Genomic DNA, 15,958 nt, shown 5'->3' on the forward strand with positions numbered 1-15,958 from the left:
TGCCACCTTCCGTACGGTTCGCTCGGCCGGGACGCGGTGTCCCGTGTGCCCGGCCACGGTCAATCTCTCTTGACCAACGCCGAAGCGGGGGCCGGGGTAACGCGGCTCGGCACAGTCGGCCGTGCCGGCCGCCGATCCGGGCCCGGGGAAGCCCCCGGCGGGCGGCCGCGAGGGTTGCATAGACTGGCGGGTGAACCAGCGGCCGACCGCAGCCCGCGCCCCTACGGACAGGAGCCCGTACCCCGTGGCGATCCAGCCGATCCGTCTCTTCGGAGACCCCGTCCTGCGGTCCACCGCCCAGCCGGTGACCACCTTCGACAAGGAACTGCGCAAGCTGGTCCGCGACCTCACCGACACCATGCTGGACGCCCCCGGCGCCGGTCTCGCCGCTCCCCAACTCGGCGTCTCCCTGCGGGTGTTCACGTACCACGTGGACGGTGTCACCGGGCACCTGATCAACCCGGACCTGTCGCTGAGCGAGGAGGAGCAGGACGGCCCCGAGGGCTGCCTGTCGCTGCCCGGGCTGCGCTACGACACCAAGCGCGCCCACGGCGTGGTGGCCAAGGGCTTCAACATGTACGGCGATCCGGTGACGGTGGAGGGCACCCAGCTGCTCGCCCGGTGCATACAGCACGAGACCGACCACCTGGACGGCATCGTCTTCATCGACCGGCTCGACCGCGAACAGCGCAAGGCCGCGCTGAAGGCGATCCGGGAGGCGGACTGGGGCGGCGGGCCGGCCCCGGTGGTCAAGGTCTCGCCGCACAGCACCTTCGGCTCCGCCCGCTGAGGCCGTTCGGCATCTCTGTTCGTCCGCTCCTCCGTTTCGACTTCCGTTTGCAGAAAGGCACTTGATGCGTCTCGTTTTCGCCGGCACCCCCGAGGTCGCCGTTCCCGCCCTGGACGCCCTGCTCGCCTCGGACCGGCACGAGGTCGTCGCGGTGGTCACCCGCCCCGACGCACCGGCCGGGCGCGGGCGCAAGCTGGTCGCCAGCCCCGTCGCCCAGCGCGCCGAGGAGGCCGGGATCGAGGTCCTCAAGCCGGCGAAGCCCAGCGACCCCGACTTCGTCGCCCGGCTCACCGAGCTCGCCCCCGACTGCTGCCCGGTGGTCGCCTACGGCGCGCTGCTGCGCCCCGGCACCCTGGAGATCCCCAAGCACGGCTGGGTCAACCTGCACTTCTCGCTGCTGCCCGCCTGGCGCGGCGCGGCCCCGGTCCAGCACGCCGTGCTGGCCGGCGACGAGGTCACCGGCGCGTCCACCTTCCTGATCGAGCAGGGCCTGGACTCCGGCCCGGTCTACGGCGTGATCACCGAGGAGATCCGCCCCGCCGACACCAGCGGCGAGCTGCTCACCCGGCTCTCGCTCTCCGGCGCGCGGCTGCTCGCGGCCACCATGGACGGCATCGAGGACGGCTCCCTGCACGCCGTGCCGCAGCCGGCCGAGGGCGTCACGCTCGCGCCGAAGATCACCGTCGAGGACGCGCGGATCGACTGGAACCACCCCGCGCTGCGGGTCGACCGGGTGGTGCGCGGCTGCGCGCCGGCGCCGGGCGCCTGGACGGAGTTCCGGGGCGAGCGGCTGAAGGTCACCGGCCCGGTCAGGCTGCTGCCGGACTCCACCGAGCTGGCGCCGGGCGAGGTCGCGATGGTGGGAAAGAACAGCGTCCGGGTCGGCACCGGCAGCCACGACGTCGAGCTCGGGGAGGTGCGGCCGCAGGGGAAGAAGGAGATGCGGGCCGCCGACTGGGCCCGGGGCGCGCGGCTGGAGGCGGGGGAGCGCTTCGGGGGCTGACGCTCCGGTTTGGCGTTACTGTTCGTTTGATCCGTACTGTTCGTTTGATCGTTCGTGTACCTGATCCGTTCGTGTACCTGATCCGTTCGTGTACCTGATTCATTTGAGTACCGCAGCACCTTGAGGCACCTGTGACCACCCCCAGCGCCAAGCGCGCCCCCCGCCCGCACCGCCGTCCGAAGAAGGACCCGGCCCGGATCGTCGCGTTCCGCGCGCTGCGCGCCGTCGACGAGCGTGACGCGTACGCCAACCTGATCCTGCCCTCGCTGCTCCGCGAGGCCGAGCAGAAGGGCATGGACCGGCGCGACGCCGCCCTCGCCACCGAACTGGTCTACGGCACCCTGCGCCTGCAGGGCACCTACGACGCGATCATCGCCGCCTGCATCGACCGGCCGCTCGGCAAGGTCGACCCGCCGGTGCTGGACGTGCTCTCGCTCGGCGCGCACCAGCTGCTCACCACCCGCATCCCCAGCCACGCGGCCGTCTCGGCGACCGTCGAGCTGGCCCGGGTGGTGCTCGGCGACGGCAAGGCCAAGTTCGTCAACGCCGTGCTGCGCCGGATCAGCGCCCACGACCTGGACACCTGGATCGAGCAGGTCGCCCCGCCGTACGACAAGGACGCCGAGGACCACCTGGCGGTCGTGCACTCGCACCCGCGCTGGGTGGTCTCCGCGCTCTGGGACTCGCTCGGCCGCTGGCAGCCGGACGCCTCCGGGCGCACCGCGATGGAGGACCTGCTGCGGGCCGACAACGAGCGGCCCGAGGTCACCCTGGTGGCCCGCCCCGGCCGGGCCACCGTCGGAGAGCTGGCCGACGTGCTGCCGGAGGCCCAGCCGGGCCGCTGGTCCCCGTTCGCGCTGCGGCTCGCCGAGGGCGGCGACCCGGGCTCGGTCACGGCGGTGCAGGAGAACCGGGCGGGCGTGCAGGACGAGGGCAGCCAGCTGGTCGCGCTGGCGCTGGCCACCGCGCCGCTGGAGGGGCCGGACCGGCTCTGGCTGGACGGCTGCGCGGGCCCCGGCGGCAAGGCCGCGCTGCTCGGCGCGCTGGCCGCCGAGCGGGGTGCGGGGCTGGTGGCGAGCGAGAAGCAGCCGCACCGCGCCCGGCTGGTGGCGCGGGCCCTGGACGGCAACCCCGGCCCGTACACCGTGATCGCGGCGGACGGGACGCGCCCGGCCTGGCGGTCCGGCGGCTTCGACCGGGTGCTGGTCGACGTGCCGTGCTCCGGCCTCGGTGCGCTGCGCCGCCGCCCGGAGGCGCGCTGGCGGCGCCGGCCGGCCGACGTCGCCGCCTTCGGCCCGCTCCAGCGGGACCTGCTGCGCTCGGCGATCGAGGCCACCCGGGTCGGCGGCGTGGTCGGCTACGCGACCTGCTCGCCGCACCTGGCGGAGACCCGCGCGGTCGTGGACGACGTGCTGCGGGGCGAGGGCGGCCGGGTCGAGTGGATCGACGCGCGGCCGCTGCTGCCCGGCGTCCCGGCGCTCGGCGAGGGGCCGGACGTGCAGCTGTGGCCGCACCTCCACGGGACGGACGCGATGTACCTGGCGCTGCTGCGGCGTACTGCCTGAGGCCGTTCGGGTGTCGCCGTCCCGGCCGGGGTCGCCTCCGGAAGGGGGCGCCTCCGGCCGGGGCTTGCACCTCCCGTAGGGGGAGGTAGCAGGGTGGTGGCCATGAACGGCGACACGGTGTACACCATCGGTGAGTTGGCCCGGCGGACGGGGCTGACGGTCAAGACCGTCCGCTTCTACTCGGACCGGGGGATCGTGTCGCCGACCGGCCGCAACCCGGCCGGCCACCGGCGGTACGGCGCCGACGCCGTCGCGCGCCTGGAGCTGGTCCGCACCCTGCGGGAACTCGGGCTCGGACTGCCCGCGATCCGGCGGGTGGTGGAGCGCGAACTGACGCCGGCCGACGCCGCCGCCGTGCAGGCGGAGGCGATCGACCTCCAGATCCGGGTGCTGCGGCTGCGGCGGGCGGTGCTCGGGGTGGTGGCCAGGCTCGGGTCGACACCTGAGGAGTTGACGCGCGTGCACCGGTTGGCCCGGCTCACGGAGGACGAACGGGGGCGCCTGGTCGGGGAGTTCCTGGCGGCGGTGTTCGACGGGATCGACGGCGGAGGGGGCGGCGACGGACGGGGCGATGGCGGACGGGGCGATCGCGGAGGGGTGGGCCGCGGTGGGCGGTTCGCCGCTGTGGCGCGCTCGTTGACGCCGGAGCTGCCGGAGGACCCGTCGCCCGAACAGGTCGAGGCCTGGGTGGAGTTGGCCCGGATGGCGGGGGACGCGGGGTTCCGGGCGCTGCTGCGGGGGCTCGCCGAGGCGGAGGCTGCGGAGGCGACTTCTGCGGAGGCGGCGGGCGGTGCGGGGCTGCCGAAGCCAGGGCTGGCGGTGGCGGTGCGGGAGTCGGCCGGATCGGCGGTCGCGGCCGGGGTGGAGCCGGGGTCGGCGGAGGCGGCGGCGGTCGTCGCGGCGCTGGTGGAGCGGTACGGACAGTGGTGCGCGGGGGCGGTGCCGGGGGGTGCCGGGGCGGTGCGCGACCGGTTGGCGGAGCGGCTGAGGGCGATGGCCGATCCTCGGCGGGAGCGGTACCTGGAGCTGCTGGCGGTCGTCAACGGTTGGGCTGCGCCGGAGAGTTGGGCGGCTGAGGTGGACTGGGCGGTGCGCGCCGTGGGGTGAGCCGGTGCGCGGGGGTGTGCGCGGCCGTGGGGCCGCGGCGGACGGCAGCGGCGGTGCGGCCTACCGGCGGGTGGGGCCGGGGTAGGTGGTCAGGAAGGCGTGGGCCTGGGCGCGGAGGTGGTCGATCGGCGGGTCCTCGCAGATCACCTCCAGACCGAGTCCGGTGGCCCGGCCCAGGTCGTAGTAGGACTGGTAGGCGAGGTACGGGCGGTGGTCGTCGGTGGGGTCGAGGCCGACGGCGAAGGTCGCGAAGTGCGGCTGCTGCTCGCCCCGGGCGGCGGTCGAACCGGGGCGGGAGAGCTGCCACTCGAACTCGTACGGCTCGGGCTCGGCGGGCAGGTCCAGCAGGGCCTGGGCGAGTCGGCGGACCTCGTCCGGGTTCGCGAAGGGGATCGACTCCGACCAGTAGGGGGCCGAGGCGAGCAGTTCCCAGCCGTCGCCGTTGTGGCCGACGGTCAGGGCCCACTCGCCGTTCCGGTCCTGCCAGCGGCAGCTGATGATCGGGTCCACGGCGGTCAACCTCCCTGTGGCACTGGGGTGTTCGTGACTCCTCATCGTGGCACACCGGGCGGCCCGGGGGGCTCGACCGTGAGCCGTTCCCGGGCTCGCTGCCAGGCCTCCTGGAGCGTGCGGTAGCCGAGGACGGTGATGCCGTGCTCGGTGAGTAGCCGGCGCGCTTCGGGGGAGACGAGGAACGCGTGGTCGGTGTGCCGCACGCGCCGACCGTCGTCCGGGGCGGGGTGCAGCGCGGGGCGTAGGGCGGGGTGCAGCGCGGGGCGTAGGGCGGGGTGCAGGGCCCACTCGGTGAGGCCCGGCGGGAGGGCGGCGAGCAGGCGGGCGTAGTGGGCGGGCTTGTCGTCCAGGGGGACGGTGAAGCTGTCGAGGAAACCGTGGTCCACCACCGGCAGCCCGCGCTCGCGCATCCGGGCCAGCGCGGGCGGCAGCCAGACCCGGACCGCCAGGCCGTACTCGGCGCCGAGGGAGAGGGTGAGGTCGAGGACGTCCTCGCGGCCACCGTCGGCCAGGCAGTGGAAGTCGAGGTGGGTCGGGGCGAGGCCGGCCGCCGCCACCGCGTCGATCTGGGCGCGGAACTCGCGCTCCACGTCGTCGATCCGGGCCCGGGTGAGCAGGGCGGCGCGTCCGGCGGGGGTGGGGGCGAAGAACTCGCCGGAGGCGTCGAGGAGGGAGGGCACTCGGTCGCGGGCGGCGAGCGGGCCCCAGCGGCGGTCCGGGGACTCGCAGACCAGCGTGAGGTGGACGCCGAAGGGGACCTCCGGGTGCCGGCGCAGCAGCCCGAGCGCGTGCGGCGCGGCGGCGCAGGGCGTCATCAGGCTGCACGAGGCGGCGATGCCGTTCCGGACAGCGTCGATCACGGCGAGGTTGACGGACTCGTCCAGGCCGAGGTCGTCGCAGTTGAGCAGCAGGAGACGGGCTTCGGGCGGGTGGCCGAGGAGGTGGTTGGCGGTGGTGAGTGGGGGCGGGGGTACGGGTGTGGGGCCGGCTGCGGGCATGGGCGCAGTCTGTCCCGGTGGCGGCGTCGGGCGCGCGGGGTTTTCCGGGCGACGGGGTCGGGCGGTGAGGCCAGCCGACGGGGACTGGCAGACCGGTCAGTCGGCTGTGGGGGCCGGGTGCCAGGGGCGGTCGGGGCGGGTCTGGACCGGGGCGGAGGTGAGGCGCAGCGCGTACACCTCGCGGTCGGTGGCCTCGTACGGGACCCGGCCGAGGTACTCGTGGCCGGTCAGGTGGCACCAGGCGGGGAGGTCGAGCGGGGCGGCGGGGTCGGTGGTGTGGATGTGGACCACCGCGCCGGCGGGGAGGTGCGCGATCCGGGCGCGCAGCCGGAGCAGGAGCTGGACGCAGAGCAGGCCGGTGCCGTCGACGGTGAGGTCGGGGGCGGCGGTGTCGGGTGCGCTCATCGAGAGGTCTCCCGAGAGGTCTGCTGGGTGACGCGCCAGAGGCGGCGGGGCAGGTCGCCCTCCTCGAAGGGGTGGACCTCGGTCAGGCTCCAGCCCTCGGCGGCGAGCGAGTCGACCAGCTCGCGGGGGAAGAAGTGGACGGCGAAGCCGCCGTGCTCCCAGATGTCGTCCCCGTGGCCGGTGCCGGCGCCGTAGTGGGCGTCGCCGGTGTGGCGGACGGTGTAGACGAAGGTGCCGCCCGGGCGCAGGACCCGACGGACCTCGGCGACGAGCGCCTCGATCTCCTCGGTGGAGAGGGCCATGCAGAGCAGCATGTGGGCGAAGACCCCGTCGGCGGAGGCATCGGGGAGGGGCAGCGGGTCGCGGACGTCGTGGGTGAGGACCGAGAGCCGGTCGGCCAGGCCCTGCTCCGCCGCGGTGGAACGCAGCTGCTCCAGGCCGGTCGGGCTGAAGTCGGCGGCCACCACGCGGAAGCCGGCCCGGGCGAAGTGCAGTGCGTCGCGTCCGTGGCCGGCACCGAGTTCCAGCACGTCCCGCGCCCCGGCGGCGGTGAACACCTCGGCCGCGTACTCGGCCGGGGCGGAGGGCCGCTCGCCGTACATCCCCGGGTTGGCGGTGTAGGTCCGCTGCCAGTGGGCGCGTTGGGCCTCGGCGAGGCCGGGCTCCAGGCCGGGCCCGGTGCCGGGGGTGTCGGTCATGGTGCCGCCCTTCGCGGGGTGGGGTGGTGCGGGTGGTGCCGCCGGTGTGGGTAGTGCTGGTGGTGCCGCCGGTGCGGGACCAGCCTAGGACGTGGGGGTGCGCGGTGGGTGGGGCGGGGGTTGCCGGTGCGGGCCCGGGGTGGGGGCCCGCGGTGGGGGCTGCGGTGGGGCGGGCGGATCGGCCGGTCAGCCGAGGCGCTGGCCGGGGGCGGTGCCGCCGACGCGGGTGAGCAGGGCGGACAGCAGGCCGAGGTCCTCGGCGCTCCACTGCTCGGCCGCGAAGTGCTCGGCGGCCACATGGCGGGCGGTGCGCAGCATCTCGGCGAGCCGCTCACGGCCGGTCGGGGTGAGCGCGGCGTAGGCGACCCGGGCGTCCCGGGCAGCGGCCTCGCGACTGACCAGGCCGATCCGCTCCAGCGGTGCGAGGCCACGGGTCACGCCGGAGGCGGTGAGCCCGAGGGCCTCGGCGAGGTCGACCCGGCGCATCCGGCCGCCGGGGGCCTGGGAGAGGTGGAGCAGCATGGTGAAGTCGGCCAGGCTGACGCCGTGCAGGCTGCTGAGGCTCGCGTCGAAGCGCTTGACCACGGCGGTCTGTGCGCGGACGAGCCGCAGGGCGGTGTCCAGCGGGTCGGGGTTGGGGGCCGGCGTGGTGCGGGCGGGGTCGGTCTGCTCGGTCCGGTCCGAGTGGTCTGTCATTGCCACCTCCTTGACTGCTCAAGTATATCCCGAAAGGGAGCCGTCAAGGAGGTGGCGAAGGGGGAGGGGGTCGGTCGGGTCAGTGCGCGGTGCCGGCTGCGCGGCGCTGACGCTTGCCGAGCGGCGCCTGGGAGAGGTCCTCGGCCTGGGAGCGGAGGTTCTTGTAGCCGTAGCCGCGTTCGTCGAGCCAGCGCTGCGCCGACTGCTCGGCCCGCTCGGTGGCCTCCAGGATGTCCTCCTCGGCCTCGCCCTCGTCGAGGAAGCGGAAGGTGAAGGCGGCCCGCGCGGAGAGGTCGTAGCTCAGGTGGCCTTCGCGGGTGAAGGCGGCCCGCAGCACGTCGTGCTCGGGGGCGGCGGCGAGCAGTTCGGCGCGCTGTTCGTCGGTGAGGCCGTCGAAGACGCCGCGCACCATGATGCGGAAGGTTCGAGTGGTCATCCCCCGACCATAGGCACCACGGGCCGCCGACCGCCAACGCGATTCCGGGCGCCGGCGCGTGCGCAGCCGGAGGCACGGCGGCGAACGAGGTCTCGGTGCTGTCGGGGTCGGCTCCTTTCACTGTCGGGACGGAGGGCCGTCGCGGGCTGGTCAGGTTGGGGCGGGCTCTCAGGTCGGGGTGAGGGCTTCGGCGAGCCCGTCCGCGTAGCGGATGAGCCGGTCGAGTTCGGGGCCGCCGCGGGCACGCCGGAAGCCGCTGCGCCGGCCCTGGAAGGCGGCCTGGACGGCGTGGAGTTGGGCCCAGCGGCGGGTGCGTTCGCGGTCGAGCTCGGCGGCTTCGGCGAAGACGTCGAGTGCGCGGAGGGCCGTGTGGTGCAGGTCCGTCGAGCTGAGCAGCGTCAGGGTGTGGACCTTGAGCAGGGTGCCGCCGTCGTAGGCCCTGTCCCCTGCGTAGCCCTTGGGATCCACGGCCAGCCAGGGCTCGCGCTCCGCCCGCAGGATGTTGCGGGGGTGGAGGTCGCCGTGGACGAGCACATCCGGCTGGGAGCGGGCGAGTTCGTGGATGGTCGCGAGGGCGGCGCCCACCGTGCGGGCCGACAGGGCATGGGGCAGGGAGGCCGCGTCGTCGCGTAGCCGGGCCTCCCAGTCCGTAGCCCGCTCGCTCAGCCGGGGCAGGCCTGGTGGCGCCGGTACGGCGAGCCGCAAGCTGAGCCGCCCGGCGACCGTCGGTACTTCGTCGCCGTCCCGGACCTCCGCGAGCGTGGCCGGGCCGGCCCGTTCGAGCAGCATCGCGAAGTGCTCGTCGTCGCGTTCGTGCAGCCGGACGGCGCCCTGGCCCGCCCACACCGCGAAGGCGTCCGGCTCGTGCACGTTGCCCGGGTGAGGGAAGGAGACCTTCAGTACGGCCGCGCGTCCCGTGCCCTGCCGGACCGGGAGGATCAGGCCGACACCGCCGTGGGTGGGCTCGCCGTCCGGCACGCAGCCCCAGCGCTCCAGCAGCTCGGCGGCGAGGCCGGGGAGTTCGGCGATCCAGGCCGAACCGGCGGCGCCTGCGCGGTCGACGGTGGTGCGGGCGAACCCGTCGGGGACGGTGATCATGCGGCTTCCTCTCGGCTGGCAGGGTGGGGCGGATCCTGCGGCTGCCGGGGCGGCGGGAGTTCGCCGTCCGGCAGGGCGCGGGGGAGGCGGTCGTGTGCTCTTCGGTGCCGTCGGGGGGCGGGCTGACTTGTGCCGGAGAAGGCGTGGTTGGCGATTGTTCGGGTGCGCTTCGGTGGTGCGGAGGTGGAGAGTGCGCTCGCGGAACACGGTGGGCCCCCTTTCGCGGTGGCCCGGATGGCCGCCGTCGTGGTGCCTCCAAGACTGATCGTCGGGGCCCGGTTCGCGCATGTGCCGATCGGCGGAATCCTGCCGGAAGACGGCCGGGCCTCCCCTGTCGATCGGCAGGGGAGGCCCGGGAAGTGGGAGGGAGAGGGGCTACACGCGCGCGGGGAGCCGGGTGCAGACCGCCCCCGCCATCAGGGGGGCGGGCTCGGCGCCCAGGGTGGCGAGGGTGAAGGCGGTGGTCAGAGCGCTGATGTCGCGGGACTCGCGGATCAGGAGGTGGTTGGCGCCCGGGGCTTCGTACCGCGCGAGGTCCGGCACGACCGGCCGGGCGCGCAGCGCGTACTCCAGGGACTGGGTGGCGCCGGCGGAGCTGTGGTCCCCGGTGCCGTGGACGATCAGCACCCGCCGGCCGGCCAGCTGGTCGACCGGGTCGCCGCTGGGCAGCCAGGGCGCGATCCCGGCGACGCCGACCACCGACGGGTGTCCGGCGCACCAGAACGCGGCCCGCCCGCCCAGCGAGTTGCCGATCAGCACGACGGGTGCGCCCGGGTACAGCCGGGCGAGTTCGTCGAGCGCCCAGCGGGTGTCGACGGCGGTGTCGGCGTCGGCGCCGTTCCAGCCGCCGTGGCGGTAGCGCAGCAGGTGCACCGCGAGCCCGTGCGCCCGGCCGCGGTCGGTGAGCTCCGCGGCGAGGTCGCGCAGGCCGAGCTCGGCGACCTTCAGCGGTGCGCGCCGACTGCGGATGAATCCGCCCGGCAGCAGCAGGGCGACGCCGTTGACCGGCCCCTCTCCCTGCCGCGGGGTCAGCTCTGCGGTGCGCGGACGCTGCGCTCGGAACACGCGAAATCCCTCCTGATGTGTACAGGCGGATTCTACGGTTCCGAGGACGGGTCACTGTGCGCCAGTAAGGACCACAGGACCCAGCCGGAGATTCGGCTGCGCACCACCATGACCTTCGCCCAGCGGGCGCCGAGCGGCGAGGTCCAGGTGTCCACCACCTCGACCCGGTCACCCGAACGGGCGAGTCCGACGACGGTCTCCTCGCCGAAGTGGTCGACCCGGACGTTGGCGGCGGTGGCCGACACCTCCCACCAGCCCGCACCGGGCTCGGGTGGCAGGTCGGTGCCCGCCGTGACGGCCGCCGGGACGAGCAGGATGCCCAGCGCGACCACGGTGGCCGTCGCACGGCCGATCACTGCCACGGGAACCTCCGGATGGTGTCGATCGCGGGCCAGGGCGATGGCGTCGGGATTGAGGGGGGCATGTACAGCAGAACGAGCCGACCGGGCGTACGCGCACTGTCCGGGGCCGAGGTCTACCCGGTCGGCTCAGCCCGACGCGGAGATCGGGTGCTTCGGCGGTCCTGGTCAACTGTCGCTCCATGGCGAAGGGTTGGCGTGCCGTGGCGGACGGCTGGCGCGCGGGTCGGTCCGCTCGGTCTGCCCGCCCCGCTCGCCCGGGCCGGGACGCGCTCGGACGGCGGGCCCGTGCGGAGCCGGACGGTCGACTGCTCGACGGGCCGCCGGGAGTCGACTCCCCGGAAGGCTGGTAACACTGTTTCCCATCGGTTACGTTGTTACCCATGAGCACGCCTTACCAGGACGCGCATCGGGCCGGCCAGGACGCCGTGCGCGCCGTGATCCTCGACCGCGCCATCTCCCTCCTTGTCGCCGAAGGTCCCGCCGCGCTGACCGTGCGCCGGATCGCCGCCGAGATCGGCTCCTCGACCAAGGTGCTGTACACGATGTTCGGCGGGAAGGAGGGGCTGCTCGACGCGCTGTACCGTGAGGGCTTCGCGCGGCTGCGCCGGGCGCAGGAGCAAGTCCCGCGCGGGAGCGACCCGTTGGCTTACCTCACCGAGCTCGGTCGCGCCTACCGGGAGCTGGCGATCGCCGAACCCGCCTACTACCGCGTGATGTTCGAGCAGCCGGCGCCCGGATTCCGGCCCAGCGACGAGGCGTTGGCCGTGGCGGACGGAGCGTTCGGCGCCTCGGTGGCCGCCGTGGACGCCTGCATGGCCGCCGGCGCCTTCCGACCCGGCGACGCCCACGAGGTCTCCAAGCTCTTCTGGGCAGCCACCCACGGCGCGGTGAGCCTGGAGCTCGCCGGCCACTTCGCACCGGACGAGGCCGGGGCGCGCTACGAGGCACTGATGGCCGCACTGGGGCGGGCGTTCGGCGCCGGCGCCCAGTCACCCGACGAGAGGTCGATCCCGTGAGTACCGACGGCACGAGCCGCAACCGCTACCTGTCCGGAAACTTCGCCCCGGTGGCCGAGGAGGTCACCGCCTACGACCTGCCCGTCACCGGCCGGTTACCGGCCCACCTCGACGGCCGCTACCTGCGCAACGGCCCCAACCCGCTGGGCCTCGAGGACCCGGCCGCGCACCTGTGGACCCTCGGTGCCGGCATGGTGCACGGCGTCCGGATCCGGGACGGGCGCGCCGAGTGGTACCGCAACCGCTGGGTCCGCTCCGGCGCGGTCGCCGACCGGCTCGGCGAGCCCCGCCGTGGCACGCCCGTCGACGAGCGGCTGGACATCTCCCCCAACGTGCAGGTCGCGGGCCTCGCCGGGCGCACCTACGCGCTGATCGAGGGCGGCATCCGCCCGTACGAACTCACCTACGAGTTGGACACGGTGGGGCCGTGCGGGCTGGGAGCCACGCCGGAGGGGTACAGCGCCAACGCCCACTCGATCCCCGACCCGCACACCGGGGAGCTGCACTCGCTGGCCTTCCGCTACGGTTCCGAGCACGTGCAGCACATCGTGATGGACGCCGGCGGTGCGGTCCGGCGCAGCACACTGGTCGAGGTGCCGGGGAACCCGTACATGCACGACTTCGGGCTCACCGAGCGGTTCGTGCTGCTGTACGACACGCCGGTGGTGTTCAGCGCGGCGCACCTGGCCACCGGCGTGCCCTTCACCTGGGACGGGCGGCGCGCCGCCCGGGTCGGGGTGATGCCGCGCGAGGGCGGTGCGGTGCGGTGGTTCGAGCTGGCGCCGCACCTGGTCGGGCACACCCTCAACGCGTACGAGCGGACGGCGGACGTGCTGGTGGTGGACGTCGTGCGGCACCCGCCGGGCATGGACCTGCGCGACATCGGTGCGAGCCGGCCCACGCTCGACCGCTGGACGATCGACCTGGCGGCGGGAACGGTGCGCGAGGAGCGCCTGGACGACCGGGTCCAGGAGTTTCCACGCCTCAACCCGCGCCACACAGGTCGCCCCCACCGCTACGGCTACACGGCCGCCGTCGAGCTGTACGCGCCGCCGGCCGGGCCAGGGGACGACCGCCCGGACGAGGGCTTCAGCAACGCCCTGCTCAAGCACGACCTGGTCCGGGGGAGTGTCGAGGCCCACGAGTTCGGGCGCGACGGGGCGGTGGGCGAGGCGGTGTTCGTCCCTGCCGAGTCGCCCACGGCGGAGGACGACGGGTACCTGATGGCGTACGTCCACGACCCGGACCGGGGCGCGACGGACCTGGTGGTCCTCGCCGCCCAGGACTTCACCGGAGAGCCCGTCGCCCGCGTTCACCTGCCGGTGCGGGTGCCGCTGGGCCTGCACGGGAACTGGGTGCCGGGCGGGGAGTCGAGCCAGGGCTGAGGGGCCAATATTGGTCCCTCAAGCCTGGTTTCCCGCGGCGTGCCCCGGGCCGCGCTCCGTGGGGTGTGGCCCCGGGGATTCGTCGCGATCCCGGCGATCGGGCCTGGTATGTGCCGGTCATAACCTGGGTTTTCCCTGCTCTTTGTTCAGGATCATGGCGCGCTCTGCGACGATCCGATGATCGTCGCCCCGACGCGGTGGGCGGCGCGTCGCAGGGGAGAGACCGGCATGGCCGTTCGGCCCGAGGACAGTGTCGTCCGGGCGAGGTGGAGAGCCAGGTTCGCCTGGGACAAGGAGACCTGGATGGTGGTCTCCGGCGGGGTACTGGGGGCGATGTTCGCGAGCATGGGCCTGGCGGTGCTGTTCGGCCCGGCGAACGGGTTCGGCGGCGACAGCCTCGCGTTCATGGGGATCATCAGCATCCTCGGGCTGATGCCCTGCGGCGCGGGCTTCGTCTGGGCGCTGATCCACCCCAGGGCCGGGTTCCCCTCGGCCGCCGTCGGGGCGTTGCTGGGGATCGGGATCTTCGTCGGCTTCGCCGGGGACGGCCTCAACGACTCCTGGAAGGCGCCGCTCGACCGGCCGTCCACGATCCGCGCGGTGGGCAGCTGGACCAGCGGGGACCTGGTGGTGCGGGTCCGGCCGGACCTGGTGGTGGCGTACCGCCGCGCCACCGGGGCGGTCGCCTGGCAATGGGCCCCGCCCGGGGAGGACACGGTGTGCGCGATGAGCCGGGGCACCGGGCCCGACGGGACGGGCCGCGGCGGCGCCCTCGGCCTGATCGGCCACGCGCCGCACGACAAGCCGTGCTCCGCCGTCACCGCCCTCGACCTCGCCGACGGGCGGCAGGGCTGGACCGCCGCCGTGGACGCGCCCGCCCGTGACGGGGACGACGCGGCGCCGGACGTGGTCGCGGTGGCCGGGCAGCAGGCCCTCCTCCAGGAGAAGGCCGGCTGGCGCGCCGTGCGGCTGGCGGACGGCCGGGACCTCTGGCGCGGTGCCGCCGACCCCGGCTGCACCCCGCTGCAGGTCGCGGGCGGGCCCGCGGACGCCGTCACCGTCGCGCAGTGCGGCGACGCCGCGCCCGTGCTGCGCTCGCTGGCCCCGGCGGACGGCCGGGAGCAGCAGCGGATCGCGCTGCCCGTGGCGGGCGGGCTGAAGAACCTCGCCGTGGTGTCGGTCGACCCGCTCGCGGTCTGGGTGGACGCCCAGGCCGAGCGCGGCACCCACGCGGTGCTCAGCTACGACCGGACCGGCCGGCAGCGGGCGGCGATACCGGTCGCCGGGGACGAGTACGACCTGGACGTGATGCTGGGCGGGCTGCACGCCTTCGACGAGTTCAGCGCCCGCCCGCTGTTCGGCGGGGTGGTCGTGGGGGACCTGTTCGTCGTGCCGGGGGAGAAGCCCGGCGACATCGGCATCAGCGGCGGCCCGCACCCGAGCCGGACCGCCACCGGACGGCTGCTGGCGTACTCGCTCACGGACGGCGGCAAGCGGTGGACGGCCGGGCTGGACGACCAGGTGACAGGTCTGGTGGTGGACGGCGGCTCGGTGTGGGCGATGACCCGGGGCCGGATGACCAGGGTGGAGGCGGCGACCGGGCGGCAGAGCGCTGTGCTGGACGTCAACGACACCGCGTCGCTCTACCCGGTGGACCTGTCGGTGTCCGGCCCGGAGCGGTTCACGGTGGTCGCGGAGGACGGGACGCGGGACGAGCCGCCGGTGCGGGCGATGAGCTGACGGGGCCACGCGACGGGTGGTCACCGCACCGGAGCCGTACGGAGCCGCACCGCAGCCGCACGGGGCCGTACGGAGCTGTACGGAGCGGTGCGGAGCCGCACCAGGTGGCCGGTGACGCCGGGTGACCGCGGCGGGCGCAGGACCGGAGCCTTCCGGACGGTTGTGTCAGGCTGGTGGGGGAGCACCGCCGAGACCGGGAGGCTCGTGATGGCCGAGATCAGGGTGAACGGGGTGGCGCTGTACTACGAGGCCCACGGCGCGGGCCCCGGCGTCGTCCTGGTGCACGGTTCCTGGAGCGACGCGGACTCCTGGGCACGGGTGCTGCCGGGCCTGGCCGAGTCCACCACCGCGGTCGCCTACGACCGCCGGGGGCACAGCCGCAGCGAGGACCTGCTCACCCAGGGGTCGGTGCACGAGGACGCGGCCGACCTGGCCGGGCTGATCCAGGGGTTGGGCCTCGCGCCGGCCTTCGTCTACGGCGACTCCTACGGCGCGCTGGTCACCCTGCGGCTCGCCGCGGCCCGGCCCGACCTGCTGCGCGGGATCGCCGTGCACGAGCCGCCGGGCACCGGCATCCTGCTCGCCGACCCGGACCTGCGACCGATCGGCACCGACTTCTCCGGCCGGATCGCCGCCGTCCGGGAGCTGCTGGAGCAGGCCGAGTCGGCCGCCGCCGCCGAACTGTACGTGGACAGTCTCGCCCTCGGCCCCGGCGCCTGGGAGCAGCTGCCCGCGCCGGTGCGGCACACGTACGTCCGCAACGCGCCCACCTACCTCGACGAGCTGCGCGACCCGGACGCGTTGGACCTCGACCTCACCGGGCTCTCCCGGTTCGGCGAACCGGCGCTGCTGACCCAGAGCGACGACAGCCCACCGATGTTCGGCGAGGTCCTGGACCTGATCGACCTCACCCTGCCCAAGGCGGAACGCCATCTGTACGAGGGCGCGGGGCACGCCCCGCACCTGGCGCAACCGGAGGAGTGGGTGCGGGTGGTGCTGCCGCGGGCGTTGGGCTGAGGAGGCCCCGTTCCGTCCTCCATCGGTGTGCATTCCCGCTCCGGGGATTCGCTCCTGGGCGAAT

17 protein-coding genes are annotated in these 15,958 nt (G+C 74.7%); 8 read left to right on the top strand and 9 right to left on the bottom strand.

Features of this window, described 5'->3' with window-relative positions:
* The first annotated feature begins 244 nt into the window (after positions 1–244).
* From def to ACGF0D_RS06735, 4 genes are all read left to right on the top strand, one after another.
* Positions 245–790, top strand: coding sequence for a peptide deformylase (def, locus tag ACGF0D_RS06720; protein ID WP_392914177.1), 546 nt, complete (start codon positions 245–247; stop codon positions 788–790).
* Positions 791–854: 64 nt separating this feature from the next.
* Positions 855–1,793 (top strand): methionyl-tRNA formyltransferase, encoded by a 939-nt coding sequence (gene fmt / locus ACGF0D_RS06725; protein WP_392874820.1) that lies wholly within the window; start codon positions 855–857, stop codon positions 1,791–1,793.
* Between the two features lie 131 nt (positions 1,794–1,924).
* Positions 1,925–3,358 (top strand): RsmB/NOP family class I SAM-dependent RNA methyltransferase, encoded by a 1,434-nt coding sequence (locus ACGF0D_RS06730; RefSeq protein WP_392874823.1) that lies wholly within the window; start codon positions 1,925–1,927, stop codon positions 3,356–3,358.
* A gap of 102 nt (positions 3,359–3,460) precedes the next feature.
* Positions 3,461–4,465 (top strand): MerR family transcriptional regulator, encoded by a 1,005-nt coding sequence (locus ACGF0D_RS06735; protein WP_392914178.1) that lies wholly within the window; start codon positions 3,461–3,463, stop codon positions 4,463–4,465.
* 60 nt (positions 4,466–4,525) lie between these two features.
* On the opposite strand, the gene ACGF0D_RS06740 is transcribed toward ACGF0D_RS06735, so the two are convergent.
* The 9 genes from ACGF0D_RS06740 to ACGF0D_RS06780 form a co-directional block, all read right to left on the bottom strand.
* Positions 4,526–4,975 (bottom strand): hypothetical protein, encoded by a 450-nt coding sequence (locus ACGF0D_RS06740; protein WP_392874829.1) that lies wholly within the window; start codon positions 4,973–4,975, stop codon positions 4,526–4,528.
* Between the two features lie 41 nt (positions 4,976–5,016).
* Entirely contained in the window at positions 5,017–5,976 is a 960-nt protein-coding gene (locus ACGF0D_RS06745; protein WP_392914179.1) for a polysaccharide deacetylase family protein, read from the bottom strand.
* 96 nt (positions 5,977–6,072) lie between these two features.
* Positions 6,073–6,381: a sulfurtransferase TusA family protein gene (locus ACGF0D_RS06750; RefSeq protein WP_392914180.1), complete on the bottom strand. Its 309-nt coding sequence runs from the start codon at positions 6,379–6,381 to the stop codon at positions 6,073–6,075.
* Positions 6,378–7,079, bottom strand: coding sequence for a class I SAM-dependent methyltransferase (locus tag ACGF0D_RS06755; protein ID WP_392914181.1), 702 nt, complete (start codon positions 7,077–7,079; stop codon positions 6,378–6,380). Before ACGF0D_RS06755 ends, ACGF0D_RS06750 begins: the two co-directional genes overlap by 4 nt.
* A gap of 186 nt (positions 7,080–7,265) precedes the next feature.
* Positions 7,266–7,775: a MarR family winged helix-turn-helix transcriptional regulator gene (locus ACGF0D_RS06760; protein ID WP_392914182.1), complete on the bottom strand. Its 510-nt coding sequence runs from the start codon at positions 7,773–7,775 to the stop codon at positions 7,266–7,268.
* A 79-nt stretch (positions 7,776–7,854) separates the two neighbouring features.
* Entirely contained in the window at positions 7,855–8,211 is a 357-nt protein-coding gene (locus tag ACGF0D_RS06765) for a DUF6204 family protein (RefSeq protein ID WP_392874844.1), read from the bottom strand.
* 168 nt (positions 8,212–8,379) lie between these two features.
* Positions 8,380–9,309, bottom strand: coding sequence for an aminoglycoside phosphotransferase family protein (locus ACGF0D_RS06770; RefSeq protein WP_392914183.1), 930 nt, complete (start codon positions 9,307–9,309; stop codon positions 8,380–8,382).
* 375 nt (positions 9,310–9,684) lie between these two features.
* Positions 9,685–10,374 (bottom strand): alpha/beta hydrolase, encoded by a 690-nt coding sequence (locus ACGF0D_RS06775; protein WP_392914184.1) that lies wholly within the window; start codon positions 10,372–10,374, stop codon positions 9,685–9,687.
* Positions 10,375–10,406: 32 nt separating this feature from the next.
* The gene (locus ACGF0D_RS06780) at positions 10,407–10,736 is read right to left on the bottom strand and encodes a hypothetical protein (protein ID WP_392874852.1); all 330 of its coding nucleotides are present in this window, start codon (positions 10,734–10,736) and stop codon (positions 10,407–10,409) included.
* A 380-nt stretch (positions 10,737–11,116) separates the two neighbouring features.
* On the opposite strand from ACGF0D_RS06780, the gene ACGF0D_RS06785 reads away from it, so the two are divergent.
* The 4 genes from ACGF0D_RS06785 (at position 11,117) to ACGF0D_RS06800 (ending at position 15,894) form a co-directional block, all read left to right on the top strand.
* The gene (locus tag ACGF0D_RS06785) at positions 11,117–11,752 is read left to right on the top strand and encodes a TetR/AcrR family transcriptional regulator (protein ID WP_392874855.1); all 636 of its coding nucleotides are present in this window, start codon (positions 11,117–11,119) and stop codon (positions 11,750–11,752) included.
* A complete protein-coding gene (locus ACGF0D_RS06790; RefSeq protein ID WP_392914185.1) occupies positions 11,749–13,137 on the top strand; it encodes a carotenoid oxygenase family protein in 1,389 nt (462 codons plus the stop codon). The genes ACGF0D_RS06785 and ACGF0D_RS06790 overlap by 4 nt, the downstream gene beginning before the upstream one ends.
* Before the next feature lie 228 nt (positions 13,138–13,365).
* Complete coding sequence (locus tag ACGF0D_RS06795; RefSeq protein WP_392914186.1) at positions 13,366–14,877, top strand: PQQ-binding-like beta-propeller repeat protein; 1,512 nt, start codon at positions 13,366–13,368, stop codon at positions 14,875–14,877.
* Between the two features lie 207 nt (positions 14,878–15,084).
* Positions 15,085–15,894, top strand: a complete 810-nt coding sequence (locus tag ACGF0D_RS06800) for an alpha/beta fold hydrolase (protein WP_392914187.1) — start codon at positions 15,085–15,087, stop codon at positions 15,892–15,894.
* The last annotated feature ends 64 nt before the right edge of the window (positions 15,895–15,958 follow it).

Source organism: Kitasatospora sp. NPDC048298, assembly GCF_043201465.1.
In the GTDB taxonomy this organism is placed as follows: domain Bacteria; phylum Actinomycetota; class Actinomycetes; order Streptomycetales; family Streptomycetaceae; genus Kitasatospora.

Excerpts from the sequence above, each read along its gene's own strand:
- fmt (WP_392874820.1), top strand. The coding sequence starts at position 855 with ATGCGTCTCGTTTTCGCCGGCACCCCCGAGGTCGCCGTTCCCGCCCTG.
- ACGF0D_RS06735 (WP_392914178.1), top strand. The coding sequence starts at position 3,461 with ATGAACGGCGACACGGTGTACACCATCGGTGAGTTGGCCCGGCGGACG.
- ACGF0D_RS06745 (WP_392914179.1), bottom strand. The coding sequence starts at position 5,976 with ATGCCCGCAGCCGGCCCCACACCCGTACCCCCGCCCCCACTCACCACC.
- ACGF0D_RS06750 (WP_392914180.1), bottom strand. The coding sequence starts at position 6,381 with ATGAGCGCACCCGACACCGCCGCCCCCGACCTCACCGTCGACGGCACC.
- ACGF0D_RS06755 (WP_392914181.1), bottom strand. The coding sequence starts at position 7,079 with ATGACCGACACCCCCGGCACCGGGCCCGGCCTGGAGCCCGGCCTCGCC.
- ACGF0D_RS06760 (WP_392914182.1), bottom strand. The coding sequence starts at position 7,775 with ATGACAGACCACTCGGACCGGACCGAGCAGACCGACCCCGCCCGCACC.
- ACGF0D_RS06765 (WP_392874844.1), bottom strand. The coding sequence starts at position 8,211 with ATGACCACTCGAACCTTCCGCATCATGGTGCGCGGCGTCTTCGACGGC.
- ACGF0D_RS06770 (WP_392914183.1), bottom strand. The coding sequence starts at position 9,309 with ATGATCACCGTCCCCGACGGGTTCGCCCGCACCACCGTCGACCGCGCA.
- ACGF0D_RS06785 (WP_392874855.1), top strand. The coding sequence starts at position 11,117 with ATGAGCACGCCTTACCAGGACGCGCATCGGGCCGGCCAGGACGCCGTG.
- ACGF0D_RS06795 (WP_392914186.1), top strand. The coding sequence starts at position 13,366 with ATGGCCGTTCGGCCCGAGGACAGTGTCGTCCGGGCGAGGTGGAGAGCC.
- ACGF0D_RS06800 (WP_392914187.1), top strand. The coding sequence starts at position 15,085 with ATGGCCGAGATCAGGGTGAACGGGGTGGCGCTGTACTACGAGGCCCAC.